General features: G+C 68.2%; 16 protein-coding genes. 11 read left to right on the top strand and 5 right to left on the bottom strand.

Translation table 11 applies throughout. The features are described 5' to 3' along the window. Positions 1–41: 41 nt before the first annotated feature. The 7 genes from gnd (at position 42) to ACYQ1H_RS07030 (ending at position 7,267) form a co-directional block, all read left to right on the top strand. The gene (gene gnd, locus ACYQ1H_RS07000) at positions 42–1,052 is read left to right on the top strand and encodes a phosphogluconate dehydrogenase (NAD(+)-dependent, decarboxylating) (protein WP_460027329.1); all 1,011 of its coding nucleotides are present in this window, start codon (positions 42–44) and stop codon (positions 1,050–1,052) included. Next, positions 1,049–2,578 (top strand): glucose-6-phosphate dehydrogenase, encoded by a 1,530-nt coding sequence (zwf, locus tag ACYQ1H_RS07005; protein WP_460027330.1) that lies wholly within the window; start codon positions 1,049–1,051, stop codon positions 2,576–2,578. The genes gnd and zwf overlap by 4 nt, the downstream gene beginning before the upstream one ends. Then, the gene (locus ACYQ1H_RS07010) at positions 2,568–3,029 is read left to right on the top strand and encodes a YcgN family cysteine cluster protein (protein WP_460027331.1); all 462 of its coding nucleotides are present in this window, start codon (positions 2,568–2,570) and stop codon (positions 3,027–3,029) included. Before zwf ends, ACYQ1H_RS07010 begins: the two co-directional genes overlap by 11 nt. A 108-nt stretch (positions 3,030–3,137) precedes the next feature. Further along, entirely contained in the window at positions 3,138–3,737 is a 600-nt protein-coding gene (gene smrA, locus ACYQ1H_RS07015; protein WP_460027332.1) for a DNA endonuclease SmrA, read from the top strand. After that, on the top strand, positions 3,734–4,822 hold the full coding sequence (locus ACYQ1H_RS07020; protein WP_460027333.1) for a phosphotransferase enzyme family protein: 1,089 nt from the start codon (positions 3,734–3,736) through the stop codon (positions 4,820–4,822). The genes smrA and ACYQ1H_RS07020 overlap by 4 nt, the downstream gene beginning before the upstream one ends. 74 nt (positions 4,823–4,896) lie before the next feature. Next, the gene (gene ribA, locus ACYQ1H_RS07025; RefSeq protein WP_460027334.1) at positions 4,897–6,240 is read left to right on the top strand and encodes a GTP cyclohydrolase II; all 1,344 of its coding nucleotides are present in this window, start codon (positions 4,897–4,899) and stop codon (positions 6,238–6,240) included. Between the two features lie 4 nt (positions 6,241–6,244). Further along, positions 6,245–7,267 carry a zinc-dependent alcohol dehydrogenase gene (locus tag ACYQ1H_RS07030; protein WP_460027335.1) on the top strand — a complete coding sequence of 341 codons (1,023 nt, stop codon included), beginning with the start codon at positions 6,245–6,247 and terminating at the stop codon, positions 7,265–7,267. Positions 7,268–7,316: 49 nt separating this feature from the next. Here the strand turns inward: ACYQ1H_RS07030 and ACYQ1H_RS07035 are convergent, their stop codons facing one another. The 3 genes from ACYQ1H_RS07035 to ACYQ1H_RS07045 are packed head-to-tail and all read right to left on the bottom strand — an operon-like array spanning position 7,317 to position 12,020. Further along, positions 7,317–8,852 (bottom strand): FAD-binding oxidoreductase, encoded by a 1,536-nt coding sequence (locus tag ACYQ1H_RS07035; RefSeq protein WP_460027336.1) that lies wholly within the window; start codon positions 8,850–8,852, stop codon positions 7,317–7,319. Between the two features lie 16 nt (positions 8,853–8,868). Next, on the bottom strand, positions 8,869–9,804 hold the full coding sequence (locus ACYQ1H_RS07040) for a hypothetical protein (protein ID WP_460027337.1): 936 nt from the start codon (positions 9,802–9,804) through the stop codon (positions 8,869–8,871). A 50-nt stretch (positions 9,805–9,854) separates the two neighbouring features. Further along, positions 9,855–12,020: a YgiQ family radical SAM protein gene (locus tag ACYQ1H_RS07045; RefSeq protein WP_460027338.1), complete on the bottom strand. Its 2,166-nt coding sequence runs from the start codon at positions 12,018–12,020 to the stop codon at positions 9,855–9,857. Positions 12,021–12,187: 167 nt separating this feature from the next. Between ACYQ1H_RS07045 and ACYQ1H_RS07050 the strand changes: the two genes are divergently transcribed. Then, the gene (locus tag ACYQ1H_RS07050) at positions 12,188–13,387 is read left to right on the top strand and encodes a class I SAM-dependent rRNA methyltransferase (protein ID WP_460027339.1); all 1,200 of its coding nucleotides are present in this window, start codon (positions 12,188–12,190) and stop codon (positions 13,385–13,387) included. 111 nt (positions 13,388–13,498) lie between these two features. Then, positions 13,499–14,848, top strand: coding sequence for a DegQ family serine endoprotease (locus tag ACYQ1H_RS07055; RefSeq protein WP_460027340.1), 1,350 nt, complete (start codon positions 13,499–13,501; stop codon positions 14,846–14,848). 41 nt (positions 14,849–14,889) lie between these two features. Here the strand turns inward: ACYQ1H_RS07055 and ACYQ1H_RS07060 are convergent, their stop codons facing one another. Both ACYQ1H_RS07060 and ACYQ1H_RS07065 read right to left on the bottom strand, forming a co-directional pair. Further along, the gene (locus tag ACYQ1H_RS07060) at positions 14,890–16,314 is read right to left on the bottom strand and encodes an efflux transporter outer membrane subunit (RefSeq protein WP_460027341.1); all 1,425 of its coding nucleotides are present in this window, start codon (positions 16,312–16,314) and stop codon (positions 14,890–14,892) included. Positions 16,315–16,328: 14 nt separating this feature from the next. Further along, entirely contained in the window at positions 16,329–16,931 is a 603-nt protein-coding gene (locus ACYQ1H_RS07065) for a TetR/AcrR family transcriptional regulator (protein ID WP_460027342.1), read from the bottom strand. Between the two features lie 82 nt (positions 16,932–17,013). On the opposite strand from ACYQ1H_RS07065, the gene ACYQ1H_RS07070 reads away from it, so the two are divergent. Together ACYQ1H_RS07070 and ACYQ1H_RS07075 are read left to right on the top strand one after the other, a co-directional pair. Continuing rightward, on the top strand, positions 17,014–18,030 hold the full coding sequence (locus ACYQ1H_RS07070) for an HlyD family secretion protein (RefSeq protein ID WP_460027343.1): 1,017 nt from the start codon (positions 17,014–17,016) through the stop codon (positions 18,028–18,030). 105 nt (positions 18,031–18,135) lie between these two features. Then, positions 18,136–19,635 (top strand): DHA2 family efflux MFS transporter permease subunit, encoded by a 1,500-nt coding sequence (locus ACYQ1H_RS07075; RefSeq protein WP_460027355.1) that lies wholly within the window; start codon positions 18,136–18,138, stop codon positions 19,633–19,635. Positions 19,636–19,639 lie beyond the last annotated feature (4 nt).

Raw genomic sequence — 19,639 nt, forward strand, 5'->3', positions numbered from 1 at the left:
GGGCGGGAATGCATTGATTTGACGGCGACAAGGGAGGCGTCATGCAGTTGGGAATGATCGGTCTGGGGCGCATGGGCGGCAACATGGTGCGGCGGCTGATGCGGGCGGGGCACGAGTGTGTGGTCTTCGACCTCAATCCCGCATCGGTCCAGGCGCTGGCGGCGGAGGGCGCGACCGGCGCCGGGTCGCTGGAGGCCTTCGTGCGCGCGCTGGCGCCGCCGCGGGCGGTCTGGATCATGGTGCCGGCGGCGGTGGTCGACCAGATGCTCGAGCGGGTCGTGCCATTGCTGCAACCCGGCGATATCGTCATCGATGGCGGCAACTCCCAGTATATCGACGACATTCGCCGGGCCGGGGCGCTGGCGCAGAGCGGCCTGCACTACCTGGATGTCGGCACCAGCGGTGGCGTGCACGGGCTGGAGCGCGGCTATTGCCTGATGATCGGCGGCGACCACGCGGCGGTGCAGCGCCTCGATCCGGTGTTCCGCACGCTGGCGCCGGGGGTTGGCGACATTGCGCCCTCGCCGGGACGGGAAGGCCGCAGCAGTACCGCCGAGAATGGCTATCTGCATTGTGGCCCGGCGGGCGCCGGCCATTTCGTCAAGATGGTGCACAACGGCATCGAGTACGCGCTGATGGCCGCCTACGCCGAAGGCTTCAACATTCTCCGGCATGCCGATGTCGGCGACTTCACCCGCGAGGCCGATGCCGAGACCACCCCGCTGCGCCACCCCGAGCATTTCCAGTACCACCTGAACCTGGCCGACATCGCCGAACTGTGGCGGCGCGGCAGCGTCGTGACGTCCTGGCTGCTCGACCTGACCGCCAGGGCCCTGGCGGCGAGCCCGGATCTGGGCGAATTCTCCGGCAGGGTTTCGGATTCCGGCGAAGGTCGCTGGACCATCAACGCCGCCATCGACCAGGGCACGCCGGCACCGGTCCTGAGCGCCGCGGTCTTCCAGCGCTTTGCCTCGCGTGGCGAGGATGAGTTCGCCTGCAAGGTGGTCTCGGCCATGCGCTACCACTTCGGCGGCCACCAGGAGAAGACATGAACGGTCCAGCCATACCGCCCGCCGGGGGCGGCGGCCGCCCCGGCGACTCCTGCGTCATGGTCATCTTCGGCGCCACCGGCGATCTGACCCAGCGCAAGCTGCTGCCGGCACTCTACAACCTGGCGCGGGCCCGGCTGCTGTCCAGTCGCTTCGCCATCATCGGCACGGCGGTGGAGCCGATCGCCGCCGATGCCTTCCGCGAAAAAATGCTGCAGGCGATCCGCGCCTACGCCACCGACGAGCTGGATCAAGAGGTGCTGGCCTGGTTCGAGCCACGCATCCACTACATTTCGGGCGACGTGCGCGAGCCGGAGTTCTATGCCCGGCTGCGGGCGCTGTGCGAGCAGATCCGCGCCGACCATGCCATCGAGGACAAGCACTTCTATTACCTGGCGACCTCGCCGGTCTTTTTCGGCGAGATTGTCCGCCAGCTCGGCCAGGCGGGTCTGGCCAGCGAAGAGAAGGACAGCTGGCGCCGCGTCATCTTCGAGAAGCCCTTCGGCCACGATCTGGAGTCGGCCCGCCAGCTGAACGCCGACATCAAGGAAGTGCTGCGCGAGCGGCAGATCTACCGCATCGACCACTACCTCGGCAAGGAGACGGTGCAGAACATCCTGGTGATGCGGTTCGCCAACAGCATCTTCGAGCCGGTCTGGAACCGCCGCTACATCGACCACGTGCAGATCACCGCCGCCGAAACCGTCGGCGTGGAGCGGCGCGGCGCCTATTACGAGACCGCCGGCGCGCTGCGCGACATGGTGCCCAATCACCTGTTCCAGCTGCTGTCGCTGATCGCCATGGAGCCGCCGGTATCGTTCGAGGCGGATGCCGTGCGCGACGAGCAGACCAAGATCCTGCGCGCGGTGCAGATTCCGACCCCCGAGGACGTGCTCAGCAAGATGGCCCGCGGCCAGTACGGCGAGGGCACGGTGGCCGGGGAGCCGGTGCCGGGCTATCGTCAGGAGGCCAATGTCGCGCCGGACTCGCGCACCGAGACCTTCATCGCCATGAAGCTGATGATCGACAACTGGCGCTGGGCCGATGTGCCCTTCTACCTGCGTACCGGCAAGCGCATGGCGACCCGCGCCACCGAGATCGTCATCCAGTTTCGCCGCGCGCCGCTGGTGCTGTTCCGCAATACCGCCATCGAGCATCTGCGCACCAACCGCATGGTGATCCACCTGCAGCCCAAGGAAGGCATCTCGTTGCAGTTCGGCGCCAAGGTGCCGGGGCCGGTGATGAAGCTGGGCTCGGTGAAGATGGATTTCGACTATGTCGACTATTTCGGTTCCACTCCCGACACCGGCTACGAGCGGCTGCTGCTGGACTGCATGATGGGCGATGCCACCCTGTTCCAGCGTGCCGACATGGTCGAGACCGGCTGGAGCCTGATCCAGCCGGTGCTGGATGTCTGGAAGGCGCTGCCGCCGCGCGCCTTCCCCAACTACGAGGCCGGCACCTGGGGGCCGCGCGAGGCGGACGAACTGCTGGAGCGCGACGGGCGTCACTGGATCAATGCCACCTGAGGGCGAGACAGCCGCCGGCTGGTGGGATCGCAAGCCGCTGGCGTCGCTGACCCCTGGTGAATGGGAAGCGCTGTGCGACGGTTGCGGTCGCTGCTGCCTCAACAAGCTGGAAGACGAGGCTACCGGCGAAATCCTCTATACCCGCGCCGCCTGCCGGCTGCTCGATCTGGACAGCTGCCGCTGTCGCCACTACGCCGAGCGACACCGGCAGGTGCCCGGCTGCCTTGCGCTGCGCGGTGGCTTCACCCAGTTCCACTGGCTGCCCCGCACCTGCGCCTATCGCCTGCGTGCCGAAGGCCGGCCGCTGCCGGACTGGCATCCCCTGAAGTCGGGCTCCGCCGGCTCGGTGCACGAGGCCGGCATCTCGGTGCGCCATTTCGCCATTTCCGAAACGCTCGTCGAGGATCTGGAAGATCATGTCCTGGACGACTTCGACGCCCGGGAGCCCTGAGCCCCGGCTTGCCGCGTCCGCATCGCGCGCCGGCGGATTTGCTATGCTCCGCCGAACCCGAATGCCCTCTGGCCGTCTGACGACAACCGCACCGCAACGGGCAGAACCATGAACGACGAGGATACCGAATTCTTCCGCCAGGCCATGGCCGACGTGAAACCCCTGACAGCGCCGGAGCGGCATCTGGCGCGCCAGGCGGATGGCTCGCTCACGCCCGGCATCCGCTACCGGCGCGAGGCGGCGCAGCGGGCCATGACCATGGACGAGAGCCAGCTGCCGACGGCCTTCGTCGACCCGGTGCGGCCGGAGGCCGTCATCAGCTACCGGCGCGACGGCATCCAGTACGGCGTGTTCCGGCGTCTGCAACAGGGCGCCTATCCCATCGAGGCGATGCTCGACCTGCACGGCCTGACGGTGGAGCAGGCACGGCACGAGGTGTACCGCTTCATCGGCGACTGCCTGCGCCACGATGTCCGCTCCGCCCTCATCAGCCATGGCAAGGGGCATCGCAACAAGGACCAGGTCCCCTTGCTGAAGAGCTTCCTGGCCCGCTGGCTGCCGATGTTCCCGGAGGTCATGGCCTACCACAGCGCCCAGAAGTGGCACGGCGGCGCCGGTGCCGTCTATGTGCTGCTGCGCAAGAGCGAAAAGGCCAAGGAAGCGACCCGCGAGCGCCTGGGGTTCGGCTCCGGCAAACCCGAGGCATGACGCCGGCCGCTGCCGGGCAGGCGGCCCGGGCCTTCGCCGCCCCGTCGGCGCGGCTGGTTCTGGAGCCGCTGGGGCAGGGCCTCATCAACGATACCTATCGGGTCACGGAAGGCCGCCTCCGCTGGGTGCTGCAACGCATCAACCGGCAGGTGTTTCCCGATCCCGCGGCGGTCATGGCCAACCTCAGGCGGCTGAGCGATCATGCCCGGCAGGCCCGCTCGGGCCAGCCCGACGATGGCTGGCGCCTGCCCGAGGTGATCGCTGCCCGTGACGGCACCGATGGGTATCGGGACGAGGCGGGCGAGTACTGGCGCGCCCTCACCTTCATCGACCACGCCGTCAGTCTGCCGGCCATCGCCCGGCCGGAGCAGGCGGAGCAGGTGGGACGCGCCCTGGGCTGGTTTCATGGCCTGGTCGCGACGCTGCCCGTGCGCGACTTTCACGACACCCTGCCCGGCTTCCATGTCTGCCCGGGCTACCTGCAGCGCTTCGATGCCGTGCTGGCGGCGCGGGAGGACCGTGCCGATGCGCCCGGTCTTGGCAGCGCCCTCGCCTTCGTCGCCCGGCGTCGCATGCGGGCCGGCATCCTGGAGTCCGGGCGCGACCTCGGCCGGCTGGTCGAGCGGGTGATACACGGCGATCCCAAGCTCGACAACGTACTGTTTGATCGTCATAGCGGCCGCGCGGTAAGTCTGGTCGATCTGGACACGGTCAAGCCGGGCCTGCTGCACTACGACCTGGGCGACTGCTGCCGCTCCTGCTGCAATGTCGCCGGCGAAGGCGCGGACGCCTCCGCGGCGGTCTTCGACCGGACGACTTTCCGCGCCATCTTGAGCGGCTACCTGCGCGAGGCCGGCGCCAGCCTGGGCGCCGACGATCGCGACTACCTGTACGACGCCATCTGGCTGTTGCCCTTCGAACTGGGTCTGCGCTTTCTCACCGACCACCTGGCCGGCGACCGCTATTTCAAGGTGCGCCTGCCCGGCCAGAATCTCCAGCGTGCCCTGATCCAGTTCGCGCTGGTCGACAGCATCGAAGCGCAGGAGCGCGAACTCCGCGCGCTGATCGCCTCCCTGGCGCCCTAGGCCGTCTTCCGCCGTTGCCGCGCGGGACCTCGGGCAGGGTAATCCGCGATCTTTGTCGTTATACTGTTCCGCTTTTGCAGACAAGCGCTGTCCGTTACCCCCTCGTGGTCAAGAATCTCGTCAAAACCCGTCTGCCGACCAGCTTCGGCGAGTTCTCGCTGTTTCTGTATGCCGAGCACGGCAAGGAGCATCTCGCGCTGGTGAAGGGGGACGTCAGCGGCGTGGCCGGGGTGCCCGTGCGGGTCCACTCGGAATGCCTGACGGGCGATGTCTTCGGGTCGCGGCGCTGCGATTGCGGGGACCAGCTCCGCCATACCTTGCAATACCTGGGCCGGGTCGAGGCCGGCATCCTGCTGTACCTGCGCCAGGAGGGGCGCGGCATCGGCCTCCTGAAGAAGATGGAGGCCTATAACCTCCAGGACCAGGGCATGGACACGGTGGAGGCCAATCTCCGCCTCGGCCACCAGCCCGACGAGCGCGACTACGGCATTGCCGCCCGCATCCTGCGCGATCTGGGCGTCGCCTCGATCCGTCTGATCACCAACAACCCGCACAAGGTCGAGGCCTTGCAGCACCACGGCGTCGAGGTCCAGGCGCGCATCCCGATCGAGGTGGGCCACCACCGGGAGAACATCGGCTATCTGCGCTCCAAGGCCGAACGCATGGCGCACCTCCTGAACTTCCGCGAGCGCAGGCCCGAGCACCAGGACTTCGGTTTCATCGACCCGCTGATCGATCAGCTGCGCCTGGCCCGCGAGGCCGGGCAGGGATTCCCCTTCGTCACCCTGACCTATGCGCAGAGCATGGACGGCAGCATCGCCGCCGATGCCGGCGCGCCATTGGCCCTGAGCTCGCAGCAGGCGCTGACGCTGACGCACTTCCTGCGCGCCCACCACGATGGCCTGCTGGTCGGCGTCAATACCATCCTGGCCGACGATCCGCAGCTGAACGTCCGCTACTGCGAGGGCGAGGATCCCCGCCCGATCATCCTCGACAGCCATCTGCGGACGCCGCTGGATTGCCGCCTGCTGCGGCAGGCCGGCAAGCCGCCGATCATCCTGACGACATCGCTGTCCGATCCTGCCCAGCGGGCGGCCCTGGCCGGACAGGGCGCGGTCGTCATCCAGGTCGACGGCGACGCCGAGGGCTGCGTCGACATACCCCAGGCGCTGGTGGCCCTGACCGCGCAAGGCATTCGCACCCTCATGGTCGAGGGCGGCGGCAAGATCATTTCAACCTTCCTGAAACAGCATCTCGTGAATTACTGCGTCATCACCATCACGCCGAAGATCATCGGCGGGCTGAAGGCCATCGACGGCCTCAGCGCCGCCGGCGAGGCGCCGCTGACCCTGGCGGACTGCCGCTACCAGATACTGGGTTCCGATGTCATCGCCTACGGGCCGGTCCATTTCGGCTAGTCGCATGAGCATCGAAGCCATATTCCACGTTGCCCCGCACACGGTCGCGCTGCGGGAAGTCCGTCCCGCCAAGCCCGGGCCCGGCGAACTGCTGGTGCGCGCGCACTGCTCCGCCATCAGCCCCGGCACCGAATCCCTGATCTTCCGTGGCGGGGTGCCGGAAAACCTCAAGCTGGACGAGCAGCTCGCCAGCCTGGACGGGCATTTCCGCTACCCCTTCAAGTATGGCTACGCCCTGGTGGGCGAGGTCATCGGCGTCGGCAGCCGCGAGGACCGCCGCTGGCAGGGTCGGCGCGTGTTCGCCTTCCATCCGCACCAGACCGAGGCCGTCATCGGCAAGCGCTATTGCCACCTCCTGCCCGAGGGCATGCCGGCAGATCGCGCGCTGTTCCTTGCCAACATGGAAACCGCCCTGAATCTGGTCATGGATGCCGCCCCGCTCACCGGCGAGCGGGGCATGGTGTTCGGCCAGGGCGTGGTCGGCCTGCTGGCCGCGGCCGTGCTCGGGCAGTTCCCGCTGGAGGAGTTGATCACGGCCGATCCCGTGCCCCTGCGCCGCGAGCTGTCGCAGAAGCTGGGCGTCAGCCTGGCCATCGATCCTTCGCGCGGACGCGAGCTGGCCGTGCTGGAAGACTGCCTGTTCGATGCCGACCAGAGCGGGCTCGACTTTGCCATCGAGGTGTCCGGCCAGATCGAGGGCCTGAACCAGGCCATCCGCCTGTGCGGCTTCGACAGCCGCATCGTGGTCGGCTCCTGGTATGGGCGCAACGCCGGGTTGGTCGATCTCGGCGGCCACTTCCACCGTCGCCGCATCAAGCTCATCTCCAGCCAGGTCAGCACCATCGACCCGGCCCTGAGCGGTCGCTGGAGCAAGGAAAGGCGTCTGGCGCTGGCGCTGGACTGGCTGGACCGGGTGGCGCCCGAGCAGTTCATCACTCACCGCTTCGGCCCGGCCGATTGCCAGGTCGCCTTCGAGCTGGCCGGCGACAAGAACGCCGGTGCGCTGCAGGTCATCTTCGAGTTCTGAGCCGGACCTGCCGGCCGCGTGGCGGGTGCGGTAGGCCGCTCCGCCCCGCTCAAGCCGGGCGGATCGATTGCGGAAAGCGGAACCGGTTGCCGGGATCGTATTGCCGCTTGATGGCCCTGAGGCGTGGCAGGTTGCTGCCGTAATAGGCGGTTTCCCAATCCTCGAGCGACGGGTCGACGAAGTTCTGGAAGGCGCCGCCGCCGGCAATCGGCACCAGGGCCGCATAGCATCCGTCCTGCCAGCGATGGGCGCGACGCTTGGACTGTGGCGACTGGGTGGGATCCCAGCCAATGCCGAGATCGAACAGCCAGCGGCTCCACCGGTGGACGAAGGCGGTGGCGTCGGCAGGGACATCGTTGATTGCGCCACCGGTCAGGAACAGTGACAGGTAGGCACCGCCCTGGACAGGCTCCCAGCGGTTCATCCACTGCCGGACGACGGCGATGAAGGCGTCCGGCAGGCTGCTGTCGACGAATCTCGACCGGGACTGATAACAGGCCGGCGTTCCCTCCTCGGCGAGGAAATACTGGCCTTCCCAGTACGGCAGGGTTTCGATGGTTGCGGCGCCGGGTTTCGCCGCTGCCGTCAGGGGCGCAAAGATGTCGCGCAGATCCGCCTCGCTACCGTGGAACTGGCCGTAAATCCGCAGCAGCAGCGCCGGTTCGCCGTGCCTGCCGTCCGCCAGGTAGGGTTCCAGGTAAAGCTTGGCGCCGAGCTGGTTTGGCGCGGCCTCGAGGGTGCGCACCACCGTCGCGATCAGTTCGTCCGGGGCCGCGCGCCAGGACAGATCGAACACCACGATCCGGTCGACCGGGAACGTCTCCAGCGTAAAGGCCGTGTTGATGCCGAAGTTGCCGCCGGCGCCGCCCCGGCAGGCCCAGAAGAGATCGGCATTGCTCGCTGCGTTGGCCACCCGGATGGCGCCATCGGCGGTCACGATTTCGGTGGACACTAGCTTGTCGCTGCCGATGCCATGGGCGCGCATTTCGAAACCGATGCCACCGCCGAGCAGGAACCCGCCGGCACCCACGCCGGTGCAGCGGCCATGGGTGACGGAGCGGCCGATACCCCCCAGTGCCTTGTAGAGCGCGCCGTTGAGCATGCCGCCACCGATGGTCACACGGCCGCTGCTGGCGTCGTAGGTGCTGCCACCCAGCGAGGACAGGCTGATCAGCAGCCCATGGGTGCTGGAATAGCCGGCATAGGAATGACCGCCGCCGCGCGTGGCCAGCGGCATGTTCTCTTCCTGGCACCAGCGCAGGCAGGTCGCGACGTCCTCGGCGTTGGTGCACACGGCGATGCCGGCGGGCTTGATGTGCCGGTAACGCTGGTTGTTTGGCGTCGACAGGCGCGTATAGCCGAACTGGCCGTGGCGGATGAGTTCGCCGCTCAGGCGCTGTTTCAGCCTTCTCCAGGCGCCTGCGGTCGCTGCCGGTGCCTGCGACAAGGGTTCGAGCGGACCCGGGAGCGCTGCAAAGGTGCGTTCCGCGATGGCGCCGCCCATCAGGGCCGCGCCGAAACCCATGAAGCGGCGGCGGCTGATGGCGAGGGTTTGGGTCAGGTCGAGGTCTGGTGTGGTTTTCATGTGTCAGGCTCCGCGGTCACAGGCTGGCCGGGTCGATCCCGGCCTGTTCCAGCATCTCCCGGTAGGCCGCCGAGTGCCGGGCCAGCGTTTCGGTGTCGGCGCTGCCGGCCTCGGCGGTCGCCAGCGGGATGAAGACCTGGACCATCGCCGCCTCGGCGATGGCGTCGAAAAAGGCGGCCTTGAGGGCCCAGGCGAAGACGCCGGCGAAGACATAAGGCCAGAAGCTCAGGTCGATGGGGATGCCGTCCACCAGCAGGCCGATGCCCGCCAGCAGCAGCGGGTACGCGGCAAGGAAGCCCAGCCAGGAAAAGAGCGTCGCAGCCAGCCGGTTGCGGGTCATGCGGGCGAAATGCCGTTCCTGTACCGCCAGCCCCTCGGCGGCGCTGCGCCAGGGCCGATCGGTGCCCGAGTAGAGCTGCCAGGCCAGCAGGGTCTGATGGTTCAGGGCCGACAGCCGGCCGGTGGCGCGGATCATGAACTGACGCAGGCCGGGTTTGTCCGCGGGCAGCTTCGGGCAGGGGTGCATCTCCGCCATGTCCCCCTGGACCTGGCGGATGGCCTGATCCAGCGCGAACAGCCGGGTCGTGCTGGGGAAGGCGGACCGCTGGCGCTGGCGGGCGTGCTCGACCAGCGCCCTGCCGCCGGGCAGCGCGACGCCGCGCGCCTGGTCCGCCAGCAGGGCCAGCTGCGGGATGCTGACGGCATTCAGCCAGGTCGGGCGGAGCCTGGCCATCAGCCAGGCGAACAGCGCGAACCCCGCGATCGCGCCATAGGGGCCCAGTGCACTGGCGTTCCTAGCCAGCGAGCCGAAGCCGACCAGCGTGCCGGCGCCCGCCAGCGTCGCCAGCAGGTAGCCCAGCGCCGCACCGAGGCAGAACGCCAGCCGGTACAGCACATAGGCCATGGAGGTCTCGATGGACCTCACCGCCGCCATCAGATTGAAATCCCACATCGTCGTCTCCTCCGCTGTTGCTGCTGGGGTTCCCGCAGGCGTCCCCGGTGTCATCGATAACGCTTGGTCGCCGGCCCCGGACGGGCGCCACCGGCCTTGCGCGTGCCGGCGGGCGGCTTGCCGGGCGGCGGCAGGCCGGTGTGCTGGGTGCGGAACGGCTGGGCCTTGCGCGCCACGCGGCGGCCCTCGGCCTGCTGGCCGGTGCCGGCCGGCTGCCAGGCCGGGATCAGGTGCTGCTTGCCGTTGCCGATCAGGTCGGCGCGGCCCATGCGTTTCAGGGCCTCGCGCAGCAGCGGCCAGTTTTCCGGATCGTGGTAGCGCAGGAAGGCCTTGTGCAGGCGTCGCTGCTTCATCCGCTTGGGGATGTAGACCGCCTCGCTGTCGCGGCCGACTCGGTGCAGCGGGTTCTTGCCGGTGTGGTACATGGTCGTGGCATTGGCCATGGGCGAGGGCAGGAAGGCCTGCACCTGGTCGGCGCGGAAACCATTGCGCTTCAGCCACAGCGCCAGGTTGAGCATGTCCTCGTCGGTGGTGCCGGGGTGCGCGGCGATGAAGTAGGGAATCAGGTACTGCTCCTTGCCGGCCTGCTTCGAATACTTGTCGAACATGGCCTTGAAGCGGTCGTAGGTACCGATGCCCGGTTTCATCATCTTCGCCAGCGGCCCCGCCTCCGTGTGCTCCGGGGCGATCTTGAGATAGCCGCCGACATGGTGGGTGACCAACTCCTTCACGTATTCCGGCGAGGTCACGGCCAGGTCGTAGCGCAGGCCGGAGCCGATGGTGATCTTCTTGATGCCGGGCAGGGCCCGTGCCCGGCGGTAGAGCTTGATCAGCGGTCCGTGATCGGTATTGAGGTTCTTGCAGATGCCGGGGAACACGCAGGACAGGCGCCGGCAGGAGGCCTCGGTCTTCTCGTCCTTGCACGCCAGCCGGTACATGTTGGCGGTGGGGCCGCCGAGATCGGAGATATGGCCGGTGAAGGCTGGTGAGGTGTCGCGGATGGTCTCCAGCTCGCGGATGATCGAGTCCTCCGAGCGGTTCTGGATGATGCGGCCCTCGTGCTCTGTGATCGAACAGAACGAGCAGCCGCCGAAGCAGCCGCGCATGATCGTCACCGAATGCTGGATCATCTCGAAGGCCGGAATCTTGCGATCGCCATAATCGGTGTGCGGCCGGCGCGAATAGGGCAGGTCATAGACGCCATCCATCTCCTTGGTCGTCAGCGGGATCGGCGGCGGGTTGATCCAGACCTCGCGTTCGCCATGGCGCTGCACCAGGGCACGGGCATTGCCGGGGTTGGTCTCCTGATGCAGCACGCGCGAGGCATGGGCATAGAGCACCGGATCGTCCTTGACCCGCTCGTAGGCCGGCAGGCGGATGACCGTGCGGCCGGGGTCGGTACGGCGGCGCTCGAAGCGGACAACCGGACCGCTGTCGGCGGGGGTGGCGCAGCCGGCGGGCTCCATCTGGTAGGGGTCGGGCGCCGGCGCCACCGGGCCGGGGCGGTCGATCTCGGTCGAATCGATGACGAACCAGTCCCCGGGCGGGGCCTTGCGCAGGAAGGCGGTGCCACGGATGTCGGTGAGCTGGCCGACGGGTTCCCCGGCCGCCAGGCGGTGGGCGATCTCCACCACCTGCCGCTCGCCGTTGCCATAGACCAGCAGGTCGGCCTTGGCGTCCATCAGCACCGAGCGGCGCACCGTGTCCGACCAGTAGTCGTAGTGGGCGATGCGGCGCAGGCTGGCCTCGATGCCGCCGAGGACGATGGGCGCGTCCTTGTACGCCTCGCGGCAGCGCTGGGCGTAGACCGTCACGCAGCGGTCGGGTCGCTGGTGCGGCTCGCCGTCCGGCGTATAGGCATCGTTGGAGCGGATCTTCCGGTCCGACGTATAGCGGTTGACCATGGAATCCATGTTGCCGCCGGTGACGCCGAAGAACAGATTGGGTTTGCCGAGGCGCTTGAAGCCATCGGCCGAGTGCCAGTCCGGCTGCGCCAGGATGCCGACCCTGAAGCCCTGGGCCTCCAGCAGCCGGCCGATGATCGCCATGCCGAAGCTCGGATGATCCACATAGGCGTCGCCGGTGACGATGACGATGTCGCAGGCATCCCAGCCCAGGGCTTCCATTTCGGCCCGGCAGGTCGGCAGCTGCGGCGCCGTGCCGAAACGCTTGGCCCAGTAGGGGCGGTAGGAGAACAGGTCGGGGGCGCGGATCATGGGAGCTGCGGTGCGGGATCGGGAGGATGGGCGCGGTATTGTAGCCCGAAGACCGGGGGCACCCATGCCCGTTTTCCCCCGCCGGTCGTTCATAATGCTGGGTTTCCAGCCGGGGAGCGCGGCTCTCCCGTGCCGTGTTCCCCATCCGCAGCTTCCATCATCCGCCCATGAGCCAACTGCCCCTGCTCCGCCTGAAGAAAAATGAAGACCGTCGCCTGCGCGGCGGCCACCTCTGGATATTCAGCAACGAGGTGGATATCGCCGCCACCCCGCTCCGGGGTTTCGCCCCGGGCGATCTGGCCGTGCTGGAGAACGCCCGCGGCGAGACCCTGGGCACGGTCTATGTCAATCCCGACTCGCTGATCGCGGCCCGCATCCTCGCCCGCGACACGCGCCAGGCCATCGACCGGGCCTTTTTCGTGCGCCGGCTGGAGCGGGCGCTGGCCCTGCGCGAGTGGGCCTACGGTCGGCCGTACTACCGCCTGGTCTATGGCGAGAGCGACGGTCTGCCGGGGCTGGTGATCGACCGTTTCGGCGATGTCTTCGTGTTGCAGACCAGCACCGCCGGCATGGAGCGATTGCAGGATCGGGTGGTCGAGGCGCTGGAGAGCCGCTTTGCCCCGCGCGCCGTGGTGATCCGCAACACCTCGGGCTTGCGGGCGCTGGAAGGGCTGGGCGAGGACACGCGGGTGGCCTCGGGCACGCTGGCGGCACCGGTCGAGCTCGAGGAAAACGGCGCGCACTTCCGCGTCGATCCCCTGCAGGGGCAGAAGACCGGCTGGTTCTACGATCACCGCGACAATCGCGCCGAGCTGGCCCGCTGGTGTGACGGCAAGCGGGTACTGGACCTGTTCGCCTATACCGGCGCCTGGAGCGTGCCGGCCGCGCTGGCCGGGGCGGCGTCGGTGACCTGCGTGGACGCCTCGGTGCCGGCCCTGGCGCTGGCCGCCGAAAATGCCCGGCTGAACGGCGTCCAGGCGCAGCTGGATTGCCAGGTGGCCGACGTGTTCGACTATCTCCGGCAGGCCCGCGAGGCGCGCCTGCACTTCGATGTCATCGTGCTGGACCCGCCGGCCTTCATCAAGCGCCGGAAGGATGTCGCCAAGGGACTGGAGGCCTATCGGCGGCTGAACCAGGCGGCCCTGCAGGTGCTGGCGCCGGGCGGGCTGCTGGTGTCGGCGTCCTGCTCGTTCCACCTGGCCCGCGACCAGCTGCACGACCTGCTGCGCGCCTCGGCGCGGCATCTCGACCGGCATCTGGTGTTCGCGCGGCGCGGCGGCCAGGCGGCGGACCATCCGGTGCATCCGGCGATTCCCGAGACCGATTACCTCAAGGCGTTCTTCTGCTGGGCCGGTCCCAGCCTGTAGGCGCCAGGCGGCGCGCCCGTATTGAAACCGCCGGCCGCGGCCCCCACCCTATGCCGGCGCGCGGCCCCGCGGTCCGCCTTTTCCGATTTCCATAACGCCTCAGGTGCAGACATGATCAAGCGCCCCCGAAATTTCCCTGCCATCCTGCTGGCCGGCCTGCTGTCGCTCGCGGCGCCGGCCTGGTCGGCCTTGCCGCTGGTGGTGGACGGCCAGTCCCTGCCCAGTCTTGCGCCCATGCTGAAGCGGGTGACGCCGGGCGTGGTCAACATCTCGACCAAGACCCAGATCCAGCAGGCCGAGCATCCCCTGCTGCGCGATCCGGTGTTCCGCCATTTCTTCGGCGTGCCGAACATGCCGCGCCAGCGCGAGAGTTCCAGCCTCGGCTCGGGCGTCATTGTCGATGCGCGGCGCGGCTATGTGCTGACCAACAACCACGTGGTCGACAAGGCGGACGAGATCACCGTCACCCTGACCGACGGGCGCAAGCTCCAGGCCAAGCTGGTCGGTGCCGACCGCGAGTCGGACGTGGCCGTGATCAAGGTGAACGCCGAACGCCTGACGGACGTGCCGGTGGCGAATTCCGACCGCCTGCAGGTGGGCGACTTCGTGGTGGCCGTGGGCAATCCCTTCGGGCTGGGGCAGACGGTCACCTCCGGCATCGTCAGCGCCCTAGGCCGCTCCGGGCTGGGTATCGAGGGCTACGAGGACTTCATCCAGACCGACGCCTCGATCAACCCCGGCAACTCGGGCGGCGCCCTGGTCGACCTCAATGGCCAGCTGGTCGGCATCAACACCGCCATCCTGGCGCCCAATGGCGGCAACGTCGGCATCGGTTTCGCCATCCCGGTGAACATGGCCATGAGTATCATGAACACCCTGGTCGAGCATGGCGAGGTCAAGCGCGGCCTGCTGGGCGTGACGGTGCAGGATCTGACCCACGAGCTGGCCCAGGCCTTCCGGCTCACGCAGACCCAGGGCGCCGTGATCACCGCCGTGCAGCCGGGTTCCCCGGCGGAAAAGGCCGATCTGGAGCCGGGCGACGTGGTGCTTTCCATCAACGGCAAGCCGGTCAGGAACAGTGCCGATGTGCGCAACATCATCGGCTTGGCCCAGATCGGCGACGAGGTCCAGGTGGAGGTGGTCCACAAGGGCGCTTCCGTGGTACGCGACGCCAAGATCGCCAAGCCGCAGTTCGCCAATGCCGAAGGCCAGGCCATCCACCCCAGGCTGGCCGGCACCCTGCTGCGCGACGCGCCCGGCAACGAGGGCGTGGTGATCGAACAGATGAGCCGCGCGTCCCATGCCTACCAGGCCGGTCTGGTGCCGGGCGACGTCATCATCGGCGCCAACCGCCGGCAGGCCGCCAACATCGCCGAGCTGCGCCGGGCGGTGAAGGGCGCCGGGCAGCTCATCCTCAACATCCAGCGCGACGATCAGGGCTTCATCATCGTCCTGCAGTAGGCGGCCGGCGAGCCGCGCCGCCTGGGGCGGCTCGCCGGCGATCAGCCCCAGGGACGGATGGACGCGTCGGCCGGTTGCACTTCCAGCTGTCCCGCCCCGCCCAAGGCCTTGTACAGCGCGACCAGGTGGACGAGCGTCCGGGCCTGCGACTGGGACAGCTCCAGCTCTTCCAGGTAGAGGGCACGCTGGGCGTCGAGCACATCCAGGAAGGTCGAGATGCCCTCGCGATAGCGCAGCTCGGCCAGCCGCAGCGATTCCCGCAGGTCGGTGAGCGAGCGGGCCAGCTTCTGCCGCCGCTGTTCCTCCTTGAGGTATTGGGTCATGGCGGTCTCCGTCTCCCGCAGGGCTTCCAGCACGGCTTTCTCGTAGCGTAGCCAGGCTTCCTTCTGGCGGGCGTCGGCCAGGTCGATGCCGGCCCGGATGCGGCCGAAATTGAAGATCGGCTGCATGATGGCGCTGCCGCTGGCCCAGGAGAAGGCGGTCGAGCGGAACAGGTTTTCCAGGTCGGAGTTCTGGAAGCCGGCGAAGGCCGCCACGGAAATCTTCGGGAACAGCTCGGCGAAGGCCGCGCCCTGGGTGGCCGTGGCCGCCGCCAGGTCGCGTTCCGCCGCGCGGATGTCCGGGCGGTAGCGCAGGGTTTCCGCCGGCAGGGTCAGCAGCTCGCGGACCTGGGTCTGCGGCAGGTCGGCGGGAGCTTCCAGCGACTTCAGCAGCGCGCCCGGCTTGGCCGCGACGAGGGTCTCCAGGCGATGGCGGGCGGCGGTCAGCTCGCCCTCCAGCGCCGGCAGCTGGGCCTCGGTGGATTCAGTCTGGGCGCGGGCGCGGGCGACGTCATAGCGGGTGCCGACGCCCTCCCGGAACAGCTGTTCCGTCAGCGCCAGCGTGTGCCACTGGGTATCCAGGTTGGCGTGCGTGATGCGTAGCCGGTTCTGCAGGTTGCGGTACTCGATGTAGGTGCGCGCCAGCTCCGCGGCAACCATGACCCAGGCCTGCCGGTAGGCCTCCGCGGCGCTCTCGCTGACGGCGGTGGCGGCCTCCAGCTTGCGGCGCAGGCGGCCGAACACGTCGATTTCCCAGACCGCGTCGAAACCGGTGAGGAAAAAGTTCAGGGCGTTGGAACCCTGGTTGGGGCCCGGGATCAGATTGTCCAGCCGGGAGCCGATGGCGGCGCCGGACACCTGCGGGAACAGCGCGGACTGGTTGGCCAGCCGCTCGGCCCGCGCCTGCTCGATGCGGGTGAAGGCCATCCGCAGGTCCAGGTTGCGATCCTGCGCCTGGGCCATCAGGCGGTTCAGGACCGGATCGTCGAAGGTCTTCCACCAGCTGGCGAGGGTGCTGGCCGGAACCCTCGCCAGCCCGGCGTCCGGATTCCGCGCGGCCTGCCAGCGGTCCGGCAGGACCGGGTCGGGTGTGCGGTAGTCCGGGCCCACGGCGCAGCCGGTGAGCCCGGCGACAAGGGGCAGCATCAGCGATCCGCGCCTCATGGACGATGCCCCTCCAGGAACAGGGTCACCGCCGCCTCGATCAGCCGTTCTCGCTCGGCTGCCGGCAGGCCCTGTTGCAGGCCGATCAGGCAGCGGAAATGCGCGGCGCCCTGCAGCATGCCCAGCAGCAGCTGGCTGGCGCTGTCGGGCTGGTGTACCGAGAGCGCGCCGCGATCGTGCAGCTCGGCGAGATAGCGGGACAGCAATTGCAGCATGGGGCCGGCGCTGGTTGCCCAGACCTGCTCGCGCAATTCCGGGAAATGCTGCTGCTCGGCGATGAGCAGGCGATACAGCGCCAGCGAGTCCGGCGCGTAGAGCAGGTCGACATAAGCGTCGGCGATGGCCCTGAGGCCCCTTGCGGGTTCCCGGTGGGCCAGCGGCGCCTCGCTCAGGGTGCTGAACAGGGCCTTGCATTGATCGGCGATGACGGCGACGAAGAGTTCATGCTTGCTGCCGAAGTGGCTGTACAGCGTCGGCTTGGACACCGGCGCGGTCTCGGCGATGGCATCCATGCTGGTGCCGTTGTAGCCGCTGGCCAGGAAGGCCTGCCGGGCGGCGTCGAGAATGGCCTGGCGCTTGGAAGGGGAGGGGGTTTTCATCGGGTGTCGTTGATGGGTGATTGCAGCCGCCGGAATCGGCGTTTATCATAAACTAAACCGTTCAGTTAAATAAATCCAGCCCATGCCACCCCTGAAACAGCTTCTCCTCCTCAGTCTGGCCGTGGGCGCCGCGGCCGGTGGGTTCGCGTACTGGCGGACGGCCATCCATCCCTACGAGAGCACCGACAACACCTATCTGAAGGCGCACATGACGCTGATCAGCCCGCGCGAATCGGGCTACGTCAAGTCGGTGCATTTCGAAAACAACCAGAAGGTCCAGGCCGGCGACCTGCTGGTGGTGATCGACGACGCCGATTTCCGCGCGCGGGTGGCCGAGGGCGAGGCGCAGATCCAGGTGCAGCAGGCGCAGATCCGCAGCCTTGAGAGCGACAAGCGCGTGCAGCAGAGCCGGATCGAGGAGCAGCACGCCGAGATCGCCAACGCCGCGGCCGACATGGAGCGTGCCGCCAGGGACCTCAGGCGCTTCGCCAACCTGGTCCGCGAAGGGGCGGTGTCGACCCAGGCCCACGATTCCGCCGATGCCGCCCTCAAGCAGGCGCGCGCCCAGCATGCCAGGGTGGTTGCCGCGCACGAGGAGGCAGAGCGGCAGCTGGTCGCGCTGGATGCCCGCATCGGCGAGGCGCAGGCGCGCATCCGCTCCATCGAGGCAGCCCTGGAGACCGACCGCATCGCCCTTTCGCACACCCGCATCCATGCGCCCATCGCCGGCACCCTCGGCAACCGCAGCGTGCAGGTCGGCCAGCTGGTCAAGCCCGGCAATACCCTGGCCTATCTGATCCCGGAGCAGGGCCTGTACGTGGAAGCCAACTTCAAGGAAACCCAGATCGAGCACATGCAGCCGGGCCAGCCGGTGGACATCACCGTCGATGCGTTCCCGGGCGACCGCTTCCAGGGTCGGGTCGACAGCTTCGCGCCGGCCTCCGGTTCCGAGTTCAGCCTGCTGCCGCCCGAGAACGCGACCGGCAATTTCACCAAGATCGTGCGCCGGGTGCCGGTGAAGATCGCCTTCGCGCCCGCCACCGACCTCAGCCGGCTCAGGCCCGGCTTGTCGGCGCTGGCCAGGGTGCGGGTGCGGTAAGCGCCGATGTCGGCGACCGGCATTCCGGACACCGCGGCCGAGATCGAGATTCCCGCGAGCGCGGAGCGCACTCTGTCGACCCGCGAATGGGTCGGTTTCATCGCCATGGTGTTCGGCATCTTCATGGCCATCCTCGACATCCAGATCGTCGCCAGCTCGCTGGAGCAGATCCAGGCCGGGCTGTCCGCGACCCGCGACGAGATCACCTGGGTGCAGACCGCCTACCTGATCGCCGAGGTGGTCATCATCCCGCTGTCCGGCTGGCTGGCGCGGGCCCTGTCGACGCGCATCCTGTTCGCCGTTTCCTGTGCCGGCTTCACCCTGATGAGCCTGCTCTGCGCGCTGGCCTGGAATCTCGATTCGATGATCGTCTTCCGCGGACTGCAGGGGCTGTTCGGCGGCGCCATGATTCCCAGCGTGTTCGCCGTCATCTACACCCTGTTCCCGCCACGGCTGCAACCCACCATGGTGATCGTCGTGGGGCTGGTGGTGACGGTGGCGCCCACCGCGGGGCCGGTGTTCGGCGGCTATCTCACCGACGCCGTGTCGTGGAAGGCGCTGTTCCTGGTCAATCTGGTCCCCGGCCTGCTGGTGACCGTGCTGACCTGGCTGCTGGTGCGGGTGGACGAGCCGGAATGGGCGCTGCTGGAAAAGATCGACTTCCGCGGCATCCTCTATATCGTCGTGTTTCTGGGCAGCATGCAATTCGTGCTGGAGGAGGGCGTCCGCAAGGAATGGTTCGAAAGCCGGGAGATCGCCGTTTTCAGCGTCATCGCGGTGCTGGCGGCGCTGGCCATGCTGCGCCGGGAGCTGACCATCGACCAGCCGATCGTCGACCTCTGGGCCTTCCGCGACTTCAACTTCACCGTCGGCTGCCTGTTCAGCTTCATCCTCGGCATCGGGCTCTACACCGTCATCTATCTGATGCCGGTCTACCTGGCCACGGTGAAGGGACTCAACAGCCTGCAGATCGGCCAGTACATCATGGTCGCGGGCGTCTTCCAGTTCGTTTCCGCCTTCGTCGCCGGACCGGCCGCCAAGGTGCTGGATTCGCGCCTGATGCTGGCGCTGGGGCTGACGATGTACGGTGCCGGCTGCTGGGCCAATGGCAACCTGACCCACGAGGATGCCTACTGGGAATTCTTCTGGCCGCAGGCCCTGAGAGGATTCGCCCTGATGTTCTGCTTCCTGCCGATCAACTCCCTGGCGCTGGGCACCCTGCCGCCCGACGAGGTGAAAAATGCCAGCGGGCTCTATAACCTGATGCGCAACCTGGGTGGCGCGATCGGCCTGGCGGTGGCCAATACCCTGATGATCCAGTGGAACAAGGCGCACTATGCCAAGCTGCGCGAGGCGGTCACCGGCGGCTCGCCCGTGGCGCGGAACCTGCTCGAAGAGTTGCAGGGCCGACTGGCGGCCGCCGGCGTGACCGATCCCGAGCTGGCCGCCGTCAAGCAGGTGCACGGCCTGGTCATGCGCGAGGCGGAGGTGATGACCATCAACTCCCTCTTCCATGCCCTGGCGCTGGTGTTTTTCCTCGCCCTGCTGCTGATGCCGCTGGTGAAGAAGGTGGCGGCCGGCAGCGATGCCGCCGCCGGGCACTGAACGG

The sequence above is a fragment of the Methyloparacoccus murrellii genome (genome assembly GCF_054657115.1).